Origin of the sequence: Streptomyces sp. NPDC051940, assembly GCF_040680895.1 — a bacterium.
Classification (GTDB): Bacteria; Actinomycetota; Actinomycetes; order Streptomycetales; family Streptomycetaceae; genus Streptomyces.
Window position 1 is genome coordinate 104,137 of the sequence record NZ_JBFAXR010000005.1, and the last position, 19,003, is coordinate 123,139.

Consider the following 19,003-nt stretch of genomic DNA (forward strand, 5'->3'; position numbering starts at 1 on the left):
CCGTACGACCGCACATCCCGCCCTGCCACGTCACCGATGGAGTTGACCCATGCGCTCGCGTCACCGCACCACCCTCGCCGCGACGGCCCTCGTCGCGGCACTGACCACCCCCGTCCCGCTCGCCCAGGCGGCGCCCGGACCGCAGGACGTCTCCTACGCGGACGTCCTCGACCTGCACGGCGTCCCCGGCGCCGCGCTGCCCGGCGACCGGGAGGACACCAGCCCCGTCAACGTCTTCGCCGACCGGGGCGCCTGGCACGCCTACGCCCTGCCCGGGGTGCACGACCGCGCCCAGTGGGGCGGGTTCTCCGGGCCGCTGTACATCGCCCAGGAGTACCCGTGGTGGCTGAGCAAGTCGTTCAGCCGGCTGAGCCTCACCGAGGACGGGCGCGCGCTGGACCTCGGCGCGGGCGGGACGCCCGAGTTCACCTCGCTGCCGGGGCTGCTGCGCCAGTCGTACGACCTCGGCGGCGGCCTGACCCTGCGCATCGAGCTGCGCTTCGCCACCGACCGCACCGCGCTGGTCCGCGCGTCCGTCCGCAACGAGGGCGGCCGGGCCCGCACCCTCGGCGCCGACTGGCGCGGCACGCTGCTGCGCCCCACCGAGCAGCCGATGCGGGACGCGCCCTCCCTGGGCGCCACCGCCGGCGGGGTCGCCGTGGACTTCGCCGAGGTCCGCGAGACGTGGGACTACCTCACGGACGGCACCGAGCGCTTCGAGGTCAGGCACGGCGAGCCGGTCCGTACGACGGTCAAGGGCGACGCGTACCGCACCACGCTGGCCGGTGACTTCACGGTGGCGCCCGGGGCGTCGCGCAGCCTCGACTGGACCGAGACGTACACCTTCACCGCCGGGGAGCGCACCCGCGAGGACGGCCGGGTCCGGCGGATCCTCGACCGCCCCGGCGACTGGGCCCAGGCGGGCGACAAGCGCTGGCGCGGCTATGTGGCGGGCGTGACCGAGGGCGTGCCGGCGGAGCGCCGGCGGCTCGCGGTGAAGTCGCTCCAGACCCTGGTCACCAACTGGCGCAGCGCCGCCGGGGCGCTGAAGCACGACGGGATCACGCCGTCCATCTCGTACAAGTGGTTCACCGGCGGGCTGTGGTCCTGGGACACCTGGAAGCAGGCCGTGGGCACGGCCCGCTTCGACCCGTCCCTGGCGCAGAACCAGATCCGCGCCATGTTCGACCACCAGATCCGCCCCGACTCGGCGACCCGCCCGCAGGACGCGGGCATGATCCCCGACTGCGTCTTCTACAACGACCCGGCGCGCGGCGGCGGCAACTGGAACGAGCGCAACACCAAGCCGCCGCTGGCCGCCTGGTCGGTGTGGGAGGTGTACCGCGAGAGCGGCGACCCGGACTTCCTGCGCGAGCTGTACCCGAAGCTGGTGGCGTACCAGGAGTGGTGGTACCGCAACCGCGACCACGACGGCAACGGCCTCGCCGAGTACGGCGCCACGGTCGACCCGGCCAACACCGACCCGGCCGAGGCGCGCCAGGCCGCCGCCTGGGAGAGCGGGATGGACAACGCGCCGCGCTTCGACGCCTCGCGGGTGCTGGAGAACCGCGACGCCTCGGGCCGGCTCGTCGGCTACTCCCTCGACCAGGAGTCGGTGGACCTGAACGCCTATCTGGCCGGCGACCAGGCGTATCTGGCGAAGATCGCCGGCGAGTTGGGGCGGTCCGCCGACGCGGAGCGCTGGGCGGCGAAGTCGGCGGCGACGGCGCGGGCGGTCCGGGAGCGGATGTACGACCCGGCGACCGGCTGGTTCTACGACACCGCCCTCGGCACCGGCGCCCCGCTGACGGAGCGCGGCCGGGGCATCGAGGGCGCGATCCCGCTGTGGACGGGCACGGCGTCCGCCGGCCAGGCGGCCACGGTCCGCAACACGCTGACCGACCCGGCGGAGTTCGCCACGAAGGTGCCCTTCCCGACCGTCTCCGCCTCGTCCCCGTTCTTCGACTCCACGGCGTACTGGCGCGGCCCGGTCTGGCTGGACCAGGCGTACTTCGCGCAGGCGGGCCTGCGCCGGTACGGCTACGAGGCGGACGCGCGGCAGCTGACGGCGCAGCTCATCGACAACGCGGACGGGCTGGCCGGGGACGCGCCGGTCATGGAGAACTACGACCCGCTGACCGGCGACCGCCTCAACTCGACGAACTTCAGCTGGTCGGCGGCGCTGCTGCTGCCCATGCTCGAAGGCTGACGCCCACGGGGGCCCGGGGGCTCCGCCCCGGGCCCCCGCGGGGCAAGTGGTCACCTCCCCGGGGATGGGGGCTCCGCCCCGGGCCCCCGCGGGGCAAGTGGTCACCTCCCTGGGGATAGGGGCTTCGCCCCCGGGCCCCCGCGGGGCAAGTGGTCACCTCCCTGGGATGGGGGCTTCGCCCCCCGCCCGGATGGGCGGGCGCCTCACCGCGTCCGCCCGCTCACTCCGCCCGGGGAAGGGCGGGTCGGCTTACAGCGTGAGCCACCCGCGCCGCAGCGCCTGCACGCCCGCCTGGAAGCGCGTCTCCGCGTCCAGGGTCTCCAGGAGGCGGCGGATGCGGCGGCGGACCGTGTGCACGTGTATGTCGAGGCGGCGCGCTATCGCCTCGTCCTTCAGGCCGGAGGCGAGCATCGTCAGCAGTTCGCGGTCCTCGACCGTGACCTCGTCCTGGGCCTGCGGCCCGATCGGCATCGCGCGGTCCCAGATCGCCTCGAACAGCGGCACCAGGGCGTTGCGCAGCAGGACGTCGCTGACGACGAGGGCCGAGGCCGTGGGGTCGGCGGCGTCGGTCGGGGGCAGCAGGGCGACCCGGCCGTCGACGGAGATCAGCTTCGTCGGCAGGTCCGAGGCGACCCGGATCCGGACACCCTCCTCGGCCAGCTCGTTCAGGCCCCGTGCCCGGCCGGGGAAACTGAGCCCCTCGCGGTCGACGACGGCCATCACGTCCACACCGCGCCGTACCAGGTCGCCCATCCGCAGCGGCTCCGGCATGCCGTCGGGGGCGCTGGAGGCGTAGGGCGGGCGGTCCAGCAGGGTCAGCCGGGTCGTGGCGGAGGCCATCATGGCCTGCACCCGTGCGCCGATCTCGCGGCTGCCCCGGATCGTCTCGATCCCGACGACCCGCTCCCCGCCCGCCTCCCCGGCGAGGTGCGCCGCCACCCGGTCGACGGAGGCGCTGAGCGTCTCCAGCTCGGCGGAGCGGCGCAGGAGTTCCGCCTGACGCAGATGGATCAGGTTGCGCAGCGCGGTGGCCGGGGGAACGGCGGCCGGCAGCTCCCGGCCGGAGCCCGGCGCAACGGTGAAGCCCTGTCCCGCCAGCCGGGCCAGCACGTCGGCGACCCGGCCGCCGGACAGTCCGACCGCTTCCGCCAGGGCGTCGCGCGTGGGATGCGAGGGCGTGCGCAGCAGCTCCTCGTACAGCAGCCGCTCGTCGGCACCCAGTCCGAGCGCCTCCCAGTCGCCGCCCGTTCCGCCCCAGTTCACCCCGGCTCCTCACCTCGCTGCACAGGCCACACAAGTGTGCGTGTCCACAAGTGCACACCCGGTTCTCATTGTTCACCTCCCCGCCCCGTACTTGCATGTGCCCGTCGTCACACGACGGCCGTCGCACCCGGAGGGGAACTGCTTTGCGTACTTCATCCCGTACGATAGGGAAGGCATCGGCGGGCCGCCGCGGCATATCCGCCGGCACCGGCGTCGCCGCCCTGCTCGCCGCCGCCGGCCTGCTCCTGCCGGGGATGCCCGCGGTCGCGGCCTCCGGAGACGCGCCGGCCGAGGCGGTCGCCGGAACCGGCACCGAGACCCCGGCGCTGGTCACCGGCCTCGACGAGGCCGCCGACGCGTCCGCGAGCCCCGCCGACGCCGCCCGCGGCCACCTCGCCGCGCACAAGGGCCGCTACCACATCGCCGACCCGGCGAAGGACCTGACGGCGCTGGGCGCCGAGAGCCACGGCGGTCAGGAGACCGTGCGGCTGCAGCAGAAGTACCGGGGCGTCGAGGTGCTGGGCGGCCAGTACGTGGTGCGGATGGAGAAGAAGGACGGCAAGCGCACCGTCACGGGCACCTCCGGCCGCTACTACACCGAACTCGACCTGGACACCGTGGAGCCGAAGGTCACCGCGGACAAGGCCGTCGAGCGGGCGATCGGCGCCGTCGTCAACCAGCTGGGCGCCGGCAAGCTGACCCGCCCCGGCCAGGAGAAGAACCCCCTCACCGGCAGCGAGCAGGGCCTGGTCGTCCTGCCGCAGGGCGCGGGCGTGCTGACCCGGCACATCACCGTCGAGGGCGTGAGCGGCCCCGCCGACGGCACGCCGGTGAAGCAGGAGGTGTACGTCGACGCCCACTCCGGCTTCCCGCTGCTGCAGTACAGCGGTCTGCAGACCTTCGGCGCGACGGCCGGCGCGACCGGCGCGGCCACCGAGGACGCCGCCACGGCGGACGAGGCGGGCACCACCGCGGTCCCGGGCGCCGTGCAGGGGACCGGCGTGCGCTACAACGGGCAGACCGCCACGCTGAACCTGTACAAGGGTGCCGACGGCCTGTACCAGATGATCGACTACAGCAAGCGGGCGCCCGAGACCCCGTTCAGCGGCCCGATGCTCGTCACCTACGACGCCCGCGGCCGGGAGGCCTCCTCCGCGTCCGGTGCCTGGCCCACCGGCATCAAGACCTTCAGCAACACGACGCCCGACTTCGGTGCGGACGCCACCAACGCCGGCGCCGTGGACGCCCACTGGGGCGCGGGCAAGGTGTACGACTTCTACAAGAACCACTTCGGCCGCAAGAGCCTCGACGGCAAAGACGGCTACATGTACTCCCTGGTCGGCGTGGTCTCCAACGGCCGGCCGTACAACAACGCCTTCTGGGACGGCCAGAAGATGGTCTACGGCCAGGGCGGCGGCGACTTCCGCACGTTCTCCGCGGACACCGACGTCGTCGGCCACGAGATGACCCACGGCGTCGTCCAGCACAGCGCGAACCTGGTCTACGTCGGCCAGTCCGGCGCCATGAACGAGGCGCTCGCCGACTACTTCGGCAACGCCATCGACGTGGAGGCCAACGGCCTCGACATGGCCGACCCGGACACCGCGCTGCTCGGCGAGGACCTGTGCACCACCGCCGCCCCGCGCGACTGCGCGCTGCGCGACCTCGACGACGGCGCCACCACCCAGGACGACTTCATCGGCGTCACCATGCGCGGTGACAACGGCGGCGTCCACCTGAACTCCACCATCTTCTCCGGCGCCCTGTGGGACATCCGCCAGGCGCTCGGCGGCGAGCTTGCCGACCAGTACGTGTACCGGGCGCTGTCGGCGTACATGACGCCGCTCGACGGCTTCACCGACGGCCGCAACGCCGTGGTCGCCGCCGCGACGGAGCTGGGCGCGACCAAGGCCCAGCTGGGCGTGGTGGAGCAGGCGTTCGACGACCACGGCATCGTGGACGGCTGGGAGCGCCGCCTGGGCGTCGACTCCGACACCCTGATCGACGACGTCAACATCTACTCCACCGGCGTCGGCGCGGGCGGCGGCCGCTACGCGGTGTCCCGTTCCAGCGTGTCCGGGGACGAGCCGTTCTCCGTGTGGGCGGGCCGCACCGACGGTAGGGGCACCGCGCAGCTGGTGAGCGAGAACAACGGCGACTACAACGTGTACGCCGACACCGACGGCAAGACGGTCGTGTGGGCGCAGTACACCAGCTCGGGCGTCCGCATCATGGCCCGCCCGGTCGACGGGGGCCTGGCCGAGCAGATCGGCGCGTCCGGCACCGAGGCGTGGGGGCTGTCCGTGGACGGCGACATCGTCGTCTTCACCCAGGTCAACCCGAGCAACGGCACCCAGCACGTCACCTGGATCAACATGGCGACCGGGAAGACCGGCCTGGTCGACAACGGGAGCGGGCAGTTCAACACCGCGCTGCCCTCCGTCAAGGACGGGGTGGTCGCCTACGCCAAGCTGTACCCGGAGCTCGTGAACGGCAGCTTCCAGTACCGCCTGGGCGTGGAGACGTACGACACCGCCACCGGCGTCAAGACGCTGATGCCCGGCGACGGCGCGACGGCGAAGGCCATCGGCCAGACCACGATCTCGGACGACGGCGTCTTCTGGCTGCGGGACGAGAACGTCGCCGACGGCGGCAAGACGTCCCTGGAGCGCGCGGCCACCGACGGCTCGAACCCGGTGACGCTCCTGCCGGAGACGAGCGACGACCCGGTGTACGGCTTCGAGCTGACGTCCTCCGACGACGCGGTCACCATCACCTCGGTGCCGGCGGCCACGTGGTGGGCCAACGCCACGCTGCCGAAGCTGTTCCAGATCGCCCCCGACGGCAAGGGCGGCCCGGTCCGGGTCTCCTGCAACCGCGGCGACCAGGTCTACCCGGCCGCGGACGACGGCCGGCGGGTGCTGTGGATCGACGGCACGACCGGCTCGACGGACCTGGTGACCCGGCCCAGGCCGGCGGGCAAGTGCTGAGGCGCTGACGCGCCGACCCACCGGCATGTGGACGGGCCGGGCCCGGGGGGCGTTCCCCGGGCCCGGCCCTGTTCCGTATGGCGTACGCGGAAGCTACCGCGGCGCCATCCGCAGCGCGCCGTCCATCCGGATCGTCTCGCCGTTCAGGTAGTCGTGCTCGGCGACCATCGTGACCAGGCGCGCGTACTCCGCGGGCGCCGCGAGGCGCTGCGGGAAGGGGACGCCCGCCGCGAGGCCCGAGCGGACCTCCTCGGAGAAGCCCGCCATCATCGGCGTGTCCACGATGCCCGGGGCGATGGTGACCACCCGGATGCCGTGCTGGGCGAGGTCGCGGGCGGCCGTGATGGTCATGCCGGCGACGCCCGCCTTGGAGGCGGCGTACGCGATCTGGCCGACCTGGCCCTCGAAGGCGGCGATCGAGGCGGTGTTGACGATCAGGCCCCGCTGCCCGGACGCGTCCGGCTCGAGGGCCGTCATGGCCTCGGCGGCCAGGCGCAGCACGTTGAACGTGCCGATCAGGTTGACGTCGATGACCGTACGGAACAGGTCGAGGTCGTGCGCGCCGCGGCGGCCGACGACCCGGGCGGACGGGGCGATGCCCGCGCAGCTCACGGCCAGCCGCAGCTCCGCGCCGTCCGCCGCGATACGCGCCAGCGCCTGACGTACCGGCTCCTCCCGGGTGACGTCCGCCGCCAGCAGGGTGACGCCGGCGGGCTGGTCCCCGGCCGCCGCGACGGCCTTGTCGAGGTCGAGGCCGTACACCGTGGCGCCCCGCTCGGCGAGCGCGGCCGCGGTGGCCGCGCCGAGTCCGGAGGCGGCGCCGGTGACGAGTGCGGCGGTTCCTGCGATGTCCATGGAGCTCCTCGTTACGTGGCCGGAAGTGGCTGGAGGCGGGTGGAAGCGGGTGTCAGCGGCCGGCCAGGCCGCGGCTGATCACCAGGCGCTGGATCTGGTTCGTACCCTCGAAGATCTGCATGATCTTCGCCTCGCGCATGAAGCGCTCGGCCGGGAAGTCCCGGGTGTATCCGTACCCGCCGAGCACCTGGACGGCATCCGTCGTCACCTTCATGGCCGCATCGGTCGCCACCAGCTTGGCCACGGACGCCTGCCGGGAGAAGGGCCGGCCGAGGTCGCGGCGGCGGGCCGCGTCGAGGTAGGTCGCGCGGGCGGAGTCGACCGCGGCGGCCATGTCGGCGAGGAGGAAGCCGAGGCCCTGGTGGTCGATGATGCGCCGGCCGAAGGTGGTGCGCTCGTTCGCGTAGTCGACGGCGACGTCCAGGGCCGCCTGGGCGAGGCCGGTGGCGCAGGCGGCGATGCCCAGCCGCCCGCAGTCCAGGGCGCTGAAGGCGATCTGCAGGCCCTGGCCCTCCGTACCGATGAGCCGGTCGGCGTCGAGCAGGGCGCCGTCCCAGTACGCGGCGGTGGTGGGGATGGCGTGCAGGCCCATCTTCTTCTCGGGGGCGCCGAAGGCCAGACCGTCGGCGTCGCCCGGGGCGAGGAAGCAGGAGACGCCGTGGCTGCCGGGCGCGGTACGGGCGAAGAGGGCGTAGAAGTCGGCCTTGCCGCCGTGCGTGATCCACGCCTTGGTGCCGGTGATCCGGTAGCCGTCGTCGGTGCGCTCGGCCCTGCAGGACAGGGAGGCGGCGTCGGAGCCGGCCTGCGGTTCGGAGAGGCTGTAGCCGCCGATCGCCTCGCCGGCGAGCATGCCGGGGAGCCAGCGGTCCTTCTGGGCCGCGGTGCCGAAGGCGGCCAGCGGGTGGCAGGCGAGGGTGTGCACGCTGGTGGCGACGGCCACGGCGGCCCAGCGGGCGGCGAGCTCCTCCAGGACCTGCAGGTACACCTCGTACGGCTGGTTCCCGCCGCCGTACTCCTCCGGGTACACGAGCCCGAGCAGCCCGGCGTCGCCGAGCGTGGCGAAGAGGCCCTCCGGGTAGGTCTCCGCGTTCTCGTGCTCCTCGACGCGAACGGCGAGTTCCTTGTCGGCGATCTCCCGGGTGAGGGCGATCAGGTCCGCGGCTTCCGTGGTGGGGAGCAGGCGGTCGACGTCCATGGCGACTCCAAGCGGCACTCAAGGGGTACTCGAGCAGGTCTTAACGGTACTGTAGAAGGTACGGCAGTACCGTTTCAAGGTATGAGCTGCGTCGGCCTGGAATACTGGCCGGGTGATCGAGACCTCCGCCGCGGGCGGCCCGAAGCTGACGGGACGGGGCGCCGCGCGGCGCACCGAACTGTTCGAGCAGCTCGTGGACCTCCTGGTCGCGGAGGGGTTCGCGCAGTTCACCCTGGACGACCTCGCCGCCCGGCTGCGGTGCTCCAAGCGCACGCTGTACGGCCTGGCGGGCAGCAAGGAGCAGCTGGTCCGGGCCGCGGTCGTGTACTTCTTCCGCCGGGCCACCGCCCGGGTGGAGGCGGCGACCGCCGCCGAGACGGAGCCGGCGCGGCAGCTCGCCGCGTATCTGCGCGCGGTCTCGGCGGAGCTGGCGCCCGCCTCCCCGCAGTTCTTCGACGACGTGGCCGGCTTCGAACCGGCCGCGGAGGTCTACGACCGCAACACGCGCGCGGCGGCCCGGCGCGTCCAGCAGCTGATCGAGGAGGGCACGGCGGCGGGCGCGTTCCGCGAGGTGCACGTGGCGTTCGCCGCGGACGTGCTCACCTCGGTGATGGTGCGCATCCAGCGCCGCCAGGTGGCCGCCGCGACGGGGCTGACCGACGCCCAGGCGTACGGCCATCTCGCGGAGCTCCTGCTGCACGGGCTGCTTCACTCGTCCCACTCGTCCGCGGGGTGACCCTCCCGTTCCCCGCGCTTCTTTGGAGGTCTCGCCCGTGTCGGAGAAGTACCTGCAGGAGCTGGCCGACCCCGACGGCGTCTGCTACGGCTGCGGGCACGCGCACCCGACGGGCCTGCACGTCAGCAGCCGCTGGGACGCGGACGGCGTGCACGTGCTGTGCGAGCACGAGCCTGCGGCGACGTTCACAGGCTGGCCGGGGTTGGTGTACGGCGGGCTCATCGCGATGCTCGTGGACTGCCACTCCAACTGGACGGCGATGGCGTACCACTACCGCGCGGAGGGCCGGGAGGCCGGCACGCTCCCGCGCATCGACTGCGTGACGGGCGAACTGTCCGTCAGGTACCTGAAGCCGACCCCGATGGGCGTACCGCTGCTGCTGCGCGCCCGCGTGGAGGGCCCGGTCGCCCGCAAGAGCCGCGTCGTCTGCGAGGTGTACGCCGGCGAGACGCTGACGGCGGTCGGCGACTCGGTGTTCGTGCGCGTGGACACGACCCGCCTAGCGGCGTCGGCCCACGCGGCGCCGGCGGACGAACGGTCCACGGGCTGACCGGCTCCGGTGCCCGTGCGACCGGCCGGGTCCTTGGGCGGTCAGGCGCCGACCGTACCGTCGACCCCCTCGCGGAGGAGGTCCGCGTGGCCGTTGTGGCGGCCGTACTCCAGCAGGACGTGCACCAGCGCCATCCGCAGCGACACGTCCTCGCCCCAGCGCGGCTGGTGGCCTGTGAGGTCCAGGGACTCCGCCGCACGCTCGATCCGGCGCGAGGTCTCCACCTCGGCCTCCCAGGCCGCGAACGCCTCCTCGCGGGTGGACCCGCTCGCGTCGTACGCCGCCTGGAAGTCGGTCTCGTCGGACCAGACCAGGGGCGCGTCGTGGTCCTCGAACACCCGGCGGAACCAGGCGCGTTCCACCTCCGCGAGATGGCGGACCAGGCCGAGCAGGGACAGCGTCGACGGCGGCATCGACCGCTGCCGCAGCTCCTCGTCCGTGAGCCCCGCGCACTTCATGGCGAGGGTCGCCCGGTGGTACTCCAGGAACGCCCGCAGCGTCTCGCGCTCGGTGCCCAGACGCGGCGGACCGACGCGCTCGTCGCCGCTCACTCGCCGCCCCCGTCCGTGATCGCGTCGAGTTCCAGCTCGACGAGCCATCCGGGGTCGATGAAGCGCGAGACCTCGACGAACGTGCACGCGGGGCGGATCCGCGCGAAGCGCTCGCCATGGGCCCGGGCGGCCTCCTTCCAGCGGGTCACGTCCGTGAGCATGACGCGGGTCCGTACCACGTCCGCCATGGACGCCCCCGCCGCCCGCAGCGCGGCCTCCGCGATGTCGAGGCAGCGCACCGTCTGGGCGTACACGTCGCCCGGCCCCACCGTCCCGCCGTCGTCCCCGATGGGCGCCGTGCCGGCGACCGCGACGTGCGCACCCCGGCGGACCGCCCGGGAGAACCCGATCTCCGGCTCCAGGGGCGAGCCGGAGCCGATCAGTTGTCGATCATCACCCATTCCGGCATTCTGCCAGCACCCACCGACAGCGCCGGCGGCCCGCCCTCCCCCGGCCCCAGTGGCCGGATCGCACCGGCGCGATGTCACACGGCGCCGCCGTTTCCCGTCTCAACGGTGTGTGCAGGCGCACCGCAGACAGGGGCGCGGCCGGTGTCCGTCACGGAGCAAGGGGACAAGTCATGACCAAGGTCGAGGAGTTCGAGGAGCTGCGGCCGCTGCTGTTCTCCATCGCCTACCGGATCCTGGGCAGCGTCGGCGAGGCCGAGGACGCCGTACAGGAGACGTGGCTGCGCTACGACGGGTCGGCCGTCACACCCGACTCGCCCAAGGCGTACCTGTCCGCCACGGTCACCCGGCTCTCGATCGACGTACTGCGCTCCGCCCGCGTGCGGCGTGAGGAGTACGTCGGACCGTGGCTCCCCGAGCCGCTGCTCAGCGATCCGTACCAGGACCCGGAGCGCGCGGCGGAGCTGGCCGACTCCGTGTCGATGGCCGCGCTGCTCCTCCTGGAGCGGCTCAGCCCGCTGGAGCGGTCGGTGTTCGTGCTGCGGGAGGTGTTCGCCTTCGGGTTCGACGAGATCGCCGGTGCGGTGGGGCGGTCGGAGGCGGCGTGCCGGCAGCTGCTGGTGCGGGCGCGCCGGCACATGCGGGACGGGCGGCCGCGGTTCGAGGCGGACCGCCAGGAGCGGCAGGAGCTCGCGACGCGGTTCTTCGACGCCCTCACCCACGGCGACGTGGACGCGCTGCAGGAGCTGCTCGCCGCCGACGTACAGCTGGTCGGGGACGGCGGCGGCAAGGCCCCGCAGCTGGCCCGGGCCGTGGCCGGCGCGGAGAACGTGGCCCGGCTGCTCGCCGCCGTCTTCCCGCTGCTGATCCGGATCGACGTGACGATCGAGCCGCGGGAGGTCAACGGCCAGCCCGGCGCGGTCTTCCGCGACCGCGACGGCCGGGTGCTGCACATCCTGGCCCTCGACGTCCTCGACGGCCGGATCACGACCATCCGCTCGGTGATCAACCCCGACAAGCTCGGCCATGTCGGCCCGGTCGCCGACGCCTGGGCCGTGAACGGCGAGATGAAGCAGGCCCGTCGGCGGAGGGTGTAGGACGGCCTACCGCGAGGGCAGTACCGCGGACGCGGTAACCGCCCCCGCACAGTGCCTGCCCTCGCACGATTACACCGTCCCGCCCGCTCCCGAGCATGGAACGCGAAACCCGGCGTCCCACGACTCGAGGAGAAGAACCGATGACGACCGACACCTCCCGCCCCCCGGACGGCCGCCTGGCGCGGCTGGCCCGGGTCTGTCACCGGCGGCGCCGCCTCGTCCTCCTGACCTGGATCGCCGGCGTCGTCGCCGTCGCCTTCCTCGGCTTCGGCTATGGGGCCGCCCCCGACAACGACTACACCACCAGCGACACCGACTCCGCCAAGGCCCAGGCCCTGATCGAGAAGCACTTCCCCGAGCAGCAGGGGGACACGCTCACCCTCGCGATCAGGGCCGAGAAGGGCGACCTCGACGACCCCGCCGTACGGCAGCGGGTCGAGCGGGTCGTCGAGGAGCTGGACGCCGCCGCCGTGACCGGGCCGGTCGTCTCGCCGTACGACGATCCGGACCTGGTGACCGAGGACCGCCGCATCGCCCGTACGACCGTCCCTCTCACCGACAAGGACGCGGCGAAGGGCGAAGTCCGGCCCCTGGTCGACGCCGTCAAGGACGCCTCGGGGGACGGCGTGACGCTGGGCCTCGGCGGGAAGAAGGCCGAGCAGGCCGAGGTCCCCGCGCAGGGTGCGGGTGAGAGCGTCGGCGTGCTGGCCGCCGCGGTGATCCTGTTCATCGCCTTCGGCTCGCTCGTCGCCATGGGGCTGCCGATCGTGACCGCGCTCACGGCGATCCTCGGCGGCGTCGCGCTGACCAGACTGATCGGATACCTGGTCCCCTCGCCGGACTTCACCGTGCTCGTCGCCACGATGATCGGGCTCGGTGTGGGGATCGACTACGCGCTGTTCATCGTGACCCGCTACAAGGAGAGCCTTCAGGAGGGCGACGAACCCGAGGACGCCACCGTCAACGCCGTCGCCACCGCCGGGCACGCGGTGCTGTTCGCCGGTACGACGGTCGTCATCGCGCTGCTGGGGCTGATCGCCATGGGGCAGAAGATGATGACGGGCGTCGCCGTCGGCGCCTCCGTGACCGTGCTCGTGACGATGGCCGCCGCGGTGACGCTGCTGCCGGCGTTCCTCGGCTTCACCGGGCGCCGGATCAACTCCCTGCGCCTGCCCCGCCGTACGCCCCGGCGGGCCCCGGAGCGGGAGCGGCGCACCCCCGCGGAGCGGTGGGCCGGCGTGGTGCAGCGGCGCCCGCTGGCCGCCGCCCTGCTGGCCGGGGCGGGTCTGCTGGTCCTGGCGGCGCCCGCGCTGTCGATGCGGCTGAGCCTGCCCGACGCGAGCGTCCAGCCGCACGACCGCAGCAGCTACGCCTCGTACGAGATCCTCTCCGAGGGCTTCGGCCCCGGCTACGGCGCACCGTTGGTCTTCGCCGCCGAGGGCACGGGCCTCGACCGCGTCGCCGAGGCGGTCGGGAGGACCGAGGGCGTCGCCCACGCCACCCGGCCGCGGGTCAGCGAGGACGGGCGGGCCGCGTCCTTCATGGCCTTCCCCGAGACCGGCTACCAGGACGAGGCGACCGCGGACCTCGTGCACAGGCTCCGCGACGACGTGCTCCCCGGGGCGTCCGACGGCAGAGACGTCTACATCGGCGGGCCGAACGCGAGCACGATCGACTTCGCCGAGGACACCGGCTCCCGGCTGCCGTTGATGATCGCGGTCGTGATCGTGCTGTCCCTGCTGCTGCTCGTGGTCCTGGTCCGCTCGGTGACGATCGCGCTGCAGGCCGCCGTGATGAACCTGCTGTCGATCGGCGCCGCCTACGGCGTGGTGACCGCCATCGTGCAGTGGGGCTGGCTGGGTCCGGTCCTCGGCTTCCCCACGGAGATGCCGGTGACGACGTGGGTGCCGATGATGATGTTCCCGCTGCTGTTCGGGCTGTCGATGGACTACGAGGTCTTCCTGATCTCGCGCGTCCGCGAGGAGTACGAGCGCCTCGGCGACACCCGGCGGGCCGTCACCCGCGGGCTGGCCCGGACCGCCAAGGTGATCACGGCCGCCGCCGCCATCATGATCGCCGTCTTCACGACCGCGCTGCTGGGCCATGACGTCGCCGTCAAGCAGATCGGGCTCGGGATGGCCGTCGCGGTCCTCGTCGACGCCACGGTCATCCGGATGGTCCTGGTCCCCGCGGTGATGGAGCTGTGCGGGAACGCCAACTGGTGGATGCCGGGCCGCCGGCCGTCGAAGCCGGCCCCCGTCCCGGGGGCGGACGTCGGCGAGGAGGCCAGGGTCTGAGCGCCTGACCGCTGACGGCGGGGAACCCCGCCGTCAGCGGTTGCGCGGCTCCACCAGCCCCGACTCGTAGGCGAGGACGACCAGTTGCGCCCGGTCGCGGGCCTGGAGCTTCATCATCGCCCGGTTGAGGTGCGTCTTCGCCGTCAGCGGGCTGATCACCATGCACTCGGCGATCTGGTCGTTCGACAGCCCCTGCGCGGCCAGCGCGACCGCCTCGCGCTCGCGGTTGGTCAGCTCCTCCAGCTCCGTGCCCGCCCCCGGATTGAGCGGCTGGGCGACGTACCGGCTGATCAGCATCCTGGTGATCGACGGCGCGAGCAGCGCGTCGCCGCGCGCCGCGACCCGCACCGAGTGCAGCAGGTCGTCCGGTTCGATGTCCTTGACCAGGAAGCCCGCGGCCCCGGCGCGCAGCGCGTTGAAGACGTACTCGTCGAAGCCGTAGTTGGTCAGGATGACGACGTGCACCCCGGCCAGCGCCGGGTCCGCCGCGATCCGCCGGGTCGTCTCGATGCCGTCCAGGACGGGCATCTGGATGTCGACGAGCGCGATGTCCGGCAGATGCTGCCGGGCGAGCGCCAGCCCCTCCTTGCCGTCGCCCGCCTCCGCCACCACCTCGATGTCGTCCTCGGCGTCGAGCAGCGCGCGGAAGCCGCCCCTCAGGAGCGGCTGGTCGTCGCAGAGCAGCACCCTGATCACGACGGCCCTCCCGCCACGGGGAGCACCGGCAGTTCGGCCCGTACGCTGAAGCCGCCCTCACCGCGCGGCCCGGCCTCCAGCCGGCCGCCGAGGGCCGTGACGCGCTCGCGCATCCCGAGCAGCCCGACGCCCGGCACCGGTGCGAAGCCGGGACTGGCCGTCCCGTCGTCGTCGACCTGGACGGCGAGGGTGTCCGGCCGGTAGTCGATGCGGATGGCCGCCGTGGTCGCGCCGGCGTGGCGGGCGGTGTTGGTGAGGGACTCCTGGACGATCCGGTACGCGGTCCGGTCCACCGCCTCCGGTACGTCCAGGGGCTGCCCGGCGATCGTCAGCGTCGTCTCCAGCCCTGTCCCCTGGGCCCGTTCGACGAGATCCGGTACGCGGTCGAGCCCGTGCGAGGGGGTCCGGGTGTCGTCGCGCAGGGTGTCCAGCGTCGCGCGCAGCTCGCGGTTCGCCTCGCGGGCGGCCTCCTGGATCACCAGCAGCGACTGCGGCACCTCCTCGCCGCGCTTGCGCGCGAGGTGGACGGCGACGCCCGCCTGCACCTTGACGATGGAGATCTGGTGGGTGAGCGAGTCGTGCAACTCCCGCGCGATGTGCAGCCGCTCCTCGCTGGCCCGCAGCCGCGCGGTCTCCTCCCGGGTACGCTCCGCCTCGTCGGCCCGCCGCTCGGCCTGCCGCAGCGCCTCACCGGCGGCCGCGGCGGCGATCAGCCACGCCAGCTGCAGCACGTCGCGCGCCCGCTGCAGCGCCTCGCCCAGCGGCTCGCCGGCCGGGGACACCAGGGCCGCGACCGGCAGGGCGGCCAGCGTGGCGAGGGTGATCAGCGCGGCGGCGCGGTGGCGGCCCGCGCGGACGGCGGCGTACACGGCGAAGAGGTAGGCGACGGCGGGCACTTCGAACCCGAGCGCGTTGTAGGCCACCACGCACAGGCCGATGGCGGCCAGCACGAGCACCGGGGCGCGGCGGCGGGCCGCCAGCGCGAGGCCGCTCGCGACGACGAGCGCGTAGCCGAGCGGATCGAGTGCGACGGCCGGGTAGTCGGAGGTCAGCGCTGTGACCAGCATCGTGGCGGCCACGACGGCGGCCACCGCCCAGCCCCTGACGTGCTCCCGGACCCCGGCGAGTCCCGTCCGCGCGCGGACCAGTCCCATCCTCATACCGGCACGGTAGCCGCGCGGGGCGCCCAGCGGCTCCGCCCCGGGGACGAGACCCCCGCTACCGCTGCCGCGGTATCCGGGCGCCGACTACTGCGCCGGGAGTAACGGAGTCGCCCGGCGCGGCGGTGCCGACCCATGAGTGGGGCGATGTGTCGGACGGACACCGCGACCACACCGGACCCCCCGCGGAACCGGGCGACGGCAGGGGATCGTCATCGACACCGGCCGGGGGTTGGGGACGTCGCGGGTCGGAGGGGGAACATGCGGGAGCTGCGGGCGGACGATCCGCGTTCGGCCGGGACGTACCGGCTGCTGGCGCGGCTCGGCGAGGGCGGCATGGGGCGGGTCTATCTGGGCCGGTCGCCGGGCGGGCGCACGGTCGCCGTGAAGCTGGTGCACCCGGAGCTGGCCGCCCGGCCGGAGTTCCGGATGCGCTTCCGGCGCGAGGTGGACGCGGCCCGCCGGGTCAGCGGCCCCTGGACCGCGCCGGTGCTGGACGCCGACCCCGACGCCGAGTCGCCCTGGGTGGCGACCGGTTACGTGGCCGGCCCCTCCCTGCACGAGGTGGCCACCGGTCCGTACGGTCCGCTGCCGGCGCGCTCCCTGCAGGCCCTGGCCAACGGTCTGACGCGCGCGCTCTCCGACATCCACGCCGCCGGCCTGGTCCACCGGGACCTCAAACCGGCGAACGTCCTGGTGACCATCGACGGGCCGCGCGTCATCGACTTCGGCATCGCCCGGGCGGCCGACCCGGCCGACGGGGCGGACCTCACCCGGACCGGCGTGACGGTCGGGTCGCCCGGCTTCATGCCTCCGGAGCAGATCCGCGGCGAGCAGCCGACGGCCGCCGGTGACGTGTTCGCCCTCGGCGCGGTGCTGGCGTTCGCCGCCACCGGACGCGGCCCGTTCGGCGACGCGGAGCTCGGGGTGCCGGGGCTGCTGGTCCGCGTCGTCCAGGACGAGAAGGATCTGACGGGCGTGCCGGACGGCATCCGCGGGCTCGTCGCCGACTGCCTGGCACCCGCGCCGGGCGACCGGCCGACGCTCGCGGAGCTGCTGGAGCGTACGGCGGCGGGCGATCTGTGGCAGCCCCGGCCCGGGGACGAGCCGTGGGTGCCGGCACCGCTGGTCGCCCACCTCGGCCGCAAGGCCGTCGAGCTGCTGGACTCCGACGCCCCGCCCCCCGACACGGCGACCCGGCGGCTGCGTACGCCCGCGCCTCCGCCCACGGTCGTGGACCCCTCCGCCGCACCCGCGCCGCGGCCCCGTACGCGGGCCGTCGCGGCGGCGGCCGCGGTGGCGCTGCTGGGAGCGGGGCTCTGGTACGGGATCAACGCCGCGGGCAGTGAGGACGGCGGCGGCAAGGGCAACGGGAAGGGCGCACCAACGAGTTCGGTGTCGGCCGGTCCGTCCGCAGGCAGCACCGGGGCGGCCATCACGGCCGCCGACGCGGCCGGCTTCTGGGAGGGCACGGGCCGGCGGGCCGACAGCGGCACCGTCTTCCACCGCTTCCACCTCACCGGCGGCAAGGTCGGCGACGTCATCGGCACCGTCCACGCCGTCTTCCCCCAGGCGCTGTGCGCCGCCGAGCTCACGCTCGAAGCCGTCGACGGGGACCGCCTCGTCGTGAGCAGCAAGCGGCTGTACGACGTACCGGCGGGCTCCTGCGAGTTCACCGGGCGGTCCACGTTCTCCCGCTCCGGCTCCACGCTCTCCTGGGAGGACTCCGCGCTGACCGTGGCCCTGAAGCCCGCCGTGGACGAGGGCCGGAAGCAGGCCGTGCCGGGGTTCGCCCCCGGGAAGTGGCGCTTCCGCGACGACTCCGGCAACGAGCACACCCTCACGCTCTCCCAGGGCCCGGTCACCGACCCGCTGGTGGCGTGGTCGCGGCAGGGCTCCGACGGCTCGCGCTGCGCGTGGCAGCACCGGCTGCTGGCCGTGGACACCGACGGCGGGCTGCTGTTCGGTCCCGGCTCCGACACCACGTCGCAGCCGGCGGGGGTGTGCAAGGACGCGGACATGGCGGCCTTCCGCTTCCGGGCGTCCACCGGATCGACGGCCGAACTGGCCACGTTCCCGGAGGGTTCCGTGTCCCTCCGGCTCACGCGGGTGCCGTGACGGGCGGTGCTCCGACGTCCGAAGCCCTGATCGACGTAACCGCGGTGCGCCGCCTCCCTCCCTCACAAGCTCGGCGGCGCACCGCGGGGTCCTCACCCCGCCGCGGGCTGCGGCGGCCGCCAGCCGCGGCGCGGCACCGAGTCGAGGAGCAGCCGGGTGTACGGGTGCTCGGGCGCGTTCAGGACCCGCGCCGTCGGACCCGACTCCACGACCCGGCCCGACTTCAGGACCAGCACGTCGTCGGCGATGTGCCGGGCCACGGCCAGATCGTGGGTGACGAAGAGATAGCCGACGCCCGCGTCCTCGCGGATCGTCCGCAGCAGCTCGAGGATCTGGGCCTGGACGGACACGTCCAGCGCGGCGACGGCCTCGTCGAGCACCAGGATCCGCGGCTCGACGGCCAGCGCCCGGGCGATCGCCACGCGCTGGCGCTGGCCGCCGGACAGCCGCCGGGGCAGCGCCGCCGCCTCCCGCTCGCCGAGGCCCACCCGGTCCAGCAGCTCGGCCGCCCGGGCGTGCCGGGCGGCGCGGTCGAGGTCCGTGTGCAGGCGCAGCACCTCCTCGACGCAGGCGCCGGCGGGCACCCGCGGATCGAGGGAGAGGTAGGGGTCCTGGAAGACCATCTGGATCTCCCGGGCGCGCGCGAGCCGTTCGGCCCGGGAACGCGCCCGGTCGCCGCGGTCGCGGCCGTCGAGGCGGACACTGCCGCCGCTGGGCCGCTCCAGGCCGGTGATCATCCGTACGGTCGTCGTCTTGCCGCTGCCCGACTCGCCGACCAGCGCGAGCGAGGCGCCGGGCGCGAGCGTGAACGACACGCCGTCCACGGCCGCGTGGTCCCCGAAGCGCTTCGTCAGGCCGTCGACCTGCAGGCTCCCCGGT

Annotated in this window: 15 protein-coding genes; 7 read left to right on the forward strand and 8 right to left on the reverse strand. The window is 73.9% G+C overall.

Features of this window, described 5'->3' with window-relative positions; translation table 11 throughout:
* Nucleotides 1-49: 49 nt before the first annotated feature.
* Nucleotides 50-2,209 carry a trehalase family glycosidase gene (locus AB0M28_RS04125; RefSeq protein ID WP_365397366.1) on the forward strand — a complete coding sequence of 720 codons (2,160 nt, stop codon included), beginning with the start codon at nucleotides 50-52 and terminating at the stop codon, nucleotides 2,207-2,209.
* Nucleotides 2,210-2,458: 249 nt separating this feature from the next.
* On the opposite strand, the gene AB0M28_RS04130 is transcribed toward AB0M28_RS04125, so the two are convergent.
* Nucleotides 2,459-3,472 (reverse strand): LuxR C-terminal-related transcriptional regulator, encoded by a 1,014-nt coding sequence (locus AB0M28_RS04130; RefSeq protein ID WP_365397369.1) that lies wholly within the window; start codon nucleotides 3,470-3,472, stop codon nucleotides 2,459-2,461.
* A 254-nt stretch (nucleotides 3,473-3,726) separates the two neighbouring features.
* On the opposite strand from AB0M28_RS04130, the gene AB0M28_RS04135 reads away from it, so the two are divergent.
* The gene (locus tag AB0M28_RS04135; RefSeq protein ID WP_365397475.1) at nucleotides 3,727-6,462 is read left to right on the forward strand and encodes a M4 family metallopeptidase; all 2,736 of its coding nucleotides are present in this window, start codon (nucleotides 3,727-3,729) and stop codon (nucleotides 6,460-6,462) included.
* Nucleotides 6,463-6,555: 93 nt separating this feature from the next.
* Here AB0M28_RS04135 and AB0M28_RS04140 read toward each other — a convergent pair whose 3' ends face one another.
* A complete protein-coding gene (locus AB0M28_RS04140; protein ID WP_365397372.1) occupies nucleotides 6,556-7,317 on the reverse strand; it encodes an SDR family NAD(P)-dependent oxidoreductase in 762 nt (253 codons plus the stop codon).
* Between the two features lie 52 nt (nucleotides 7,318-7,369).
* A complete protein-coding gene (locus AB0M28_RS04145; protein ID WP_365397375.1) occupies nucleotides 7,370-8,512 on the reverse strand; it encodes an acyl-CoA dehydrogenase family protein in 1,143 nt (380 codons plus the stop codon).
* Nucleotides 8,513-8,624: 112 nt separating this feature from the next.
* On the opposite strand from AB0M28_RS04145, the gene AB0M28_RS04150 reads away from it, so the two are divergent.
* Together AB0M28_RS04150 and AB0M28_RS04155 are read left to right on the forward strand one after the other, a co-directional pair.
* A complete protein-coding gene (locus tag AB0M28_RS04150) occupies nucleotides 8,625-9,248 on the forward strand; it encodes a TetR/AcrR family transcriptional regulator (protein ID WP_365397378.1) in 624 nt (207 codons plus the stop codon).
* Nucleotides 9,249-9,285: 37 nt separating this feature from the next.
* Nucleotides 9,286-9,798 (forward strand): PaaI family thioesterase, encoded by a 513-nt coding sequence (locus AB0M28_RS04155; protein WP_365397381.1) that lies wholly within the window; start codon nucleotides 9,286-9,288, stop codon nucleotides 9,796-9,798.
* Between the two features lie 41 nt (nucleotides 9,799-9,839).
* Here AB0M28_RS04155 and AB0M28_RS04160 read toward each other — a convergent pair whose 3' ends face one another.
* Both AB0M28_RS04160 and AB0M28_RS04165 read right to left on the reverse strand, forming a co-directional pair.
* Nucleotides 9,840-10,349 carry a DinB family protein gene (locus AB0M28_RS04160; protein ID WP_365397384.1) on the reverse strand — a complete coding sequence of 170 codons (510 nt, stop codon included), beginning with the start codon at nucleotides 10,347-10,349 and terminating at the stop codon, nucleotides 9,840-9,842.
* Nucleotides 10,346-10,750, reverse strand: coding sequence for a RidA family protein (locus tag AB0M28_RS04165; protein WP_365397387.1), 405 nt, complete (start codon nucleotides 10,748-10,750; stop codon nucleotides 10,346-10,348). Before AB0M28_RS04165 ends, AB0M28_RS04160 begins: the two co-directional genes overlap by 4 nt.
* A gap of 179 nt (nucleotides 10,751-10,929) precedes the next feature.
* Here AB0M28_RS04165 and AB0M28_RS04170 point away from each other — a divergent pair, with 179 nt between their 5' ends.
* On the forward strand, nucleotides 10,930-11,853 hold the full coding sequence (locus AB0M28_RS04170) for an RNA polymerase sigma-70 factor (protein ID WP_365397390.1): 924 nt from the start codon (nucleotides 10,930-10,932) through the stop codon (nucleotides 11,851-11,853).
* Nucleotides 11,854-11,993: 140 nt separating this feature from the next.
* Nucleotides 11,994-14,150, forward strand: coding sequence for an MMPL family transporter (locus tag AB0M28_RS04175; RefSeq protein ID WP_365397394.1), 2,157 nt, complete (start codon nucleotides 11,994-11,996; stop codon nucleotides 14,148-14,150).
* A 33-nt stretch (nucleotides 14,151-14,183) separates the two neighbouring features.
* On the opposite strand, the gene AB0M28_RS04180 is transcribed toward AB0M28_RS04175, so the two are convergent.
* Both AB0M28_RS04180 and AB0M28_RS04185 read right to left on the reverse strand, forming a co-directional pair.
* Nucleotides 14,184-14,846, reverse strand: a complete 663-nt coding sequence (locus AB0M28_RS04180) for a response regulator transcription factor (protein ID WP_365397397.1) — start codon at nucleotides 14,844-14,846, stop codon at nucleotides 14,184-14,186.
* On the reverse strand, nucleotides 14,843-15,913 hold the full coding sequence (locus tag AB0M28_RS04185) for a sensor histidine kinase (RefSeq protein ID WP_365397478.1): 1,071 nt from the start codon (nucleotides 15,911-15,913) through the stop codon (nucleotides 14,843-14,845). The genes AB0M28_RS04180 and AB0M28_RS04185 overlap by 4 nt, the downstream gene beginning before the upstream one ends.
* A gap of 354 nt (nucleotides 15,914-16,267) precedes the next feature.
* Between AB0M28_RS04185 and AB0M28_RS04190 the strand changes: the two genes are divergently transcribed.
* Nucleotides 16,268-18,124 carry a serine/threonine-protein kinase gene (locus AB0M28_RS04190; RefSeq protein ID WP_365397400.1) on the forward strand — a complete coding sequence of 619 codons (1,857 nt, stop codon included), beginning with the start codon at nucleotides 16,268-16,270 and terminating at the stop codon, nucleotides 18,122-18,124.
* Between the two features lie 92 nt (nucleotides 18,125-18,216).
* Here AB0M28_RS04190 and AB0M28_RS04195 read toward each other — a convergent pair whose 3' ends face one another.
* Nucleotides 18,217-18,993, reverse strand: a complete 777-nt coding sequence (locus tag AB0M28_RS04195) for an ATP-binding cassette domain-containing protein (RefSeq protein WP_365397481.1) — start codon at nucleotides 18,991-18,993, stop codon at nucleotides 18,217-18,219.
* Nucleotides 18,994-19,003 lie beyond the last annotated feature (10 nt).

What these genes read in the sequence shown, in the direction of transcription:
- AB0M28_RS04140 (WP_365397372.1), bottom strand. Translation starts at nt 7,317, where the DNA reads ATGGACATCGCAGGAACCGCCGCACTCGTCACCGGCGCCGCCTCCGGA.
- AB0M28_RS04145 (WP_365397375.1), bottom strand. Translation starts at nt 8,512, where the DNA reads ATGGACGTCGACCGCCTGCTCCCCACCACGGAAGCCGCGGACCTGATC.
- AB0M28_RS04165 (WP_365397387.1), bottom strand. Translation starts at nt 10,750, where the DNA reads ATGGGTGATGATCGACAACTGATCGGCTCCGGCTCGCCCCTGGAGCCG.
- AB0M28_RS04170 (WP_365397390.1), top strand. Translation starts at nt 10,930, where the DNA reads ATGACCAAGGTCGAGGAGTTCGAGGAGCTGCGGCCGCTGCTGTTCTCC.
- AB0M28_RS04185 (WP_365397478.1), bottom strand. Translation starts at nt 15,913, where the DNA reads ATGCTGGTCACAGCGCTGACCTCCGACTACCCGGCCGTCGCACTCGAT.
- AB0M28_RS04125 (WP_365397366.1), top strand. Translation starts at nt 50, where the DNA reads ATGCGCTCGCGTCACCGCACCACCCTCGCCGCGACGGCCCTCGTCGCG.
- AB0M28_RS04190 (WP_365397400.1), top strand. Translation starts at nt 16,268, where the DNA reads ATGCGGGAGCTGCGGGCGGACGATCCGCGTTCGGCCGGGACGTACCGG.
- AB0M28_RS04175 (WP_365397394.1), top strand. Translation starts at nt 11,994, where the DNA reads ATGACGACCGACACCTCCCGCCCCCCGGACGGCCGCCTGGCGCGGCTG.
- AB0M28_RS04135 (WP_365397475.1), top strand. Translation starts at nt 3,727, where the DNA reads ATGCCCGCGGTCGCGGCCTCCGGAGACGCGCCGGCCGAGGCGGTCGCC.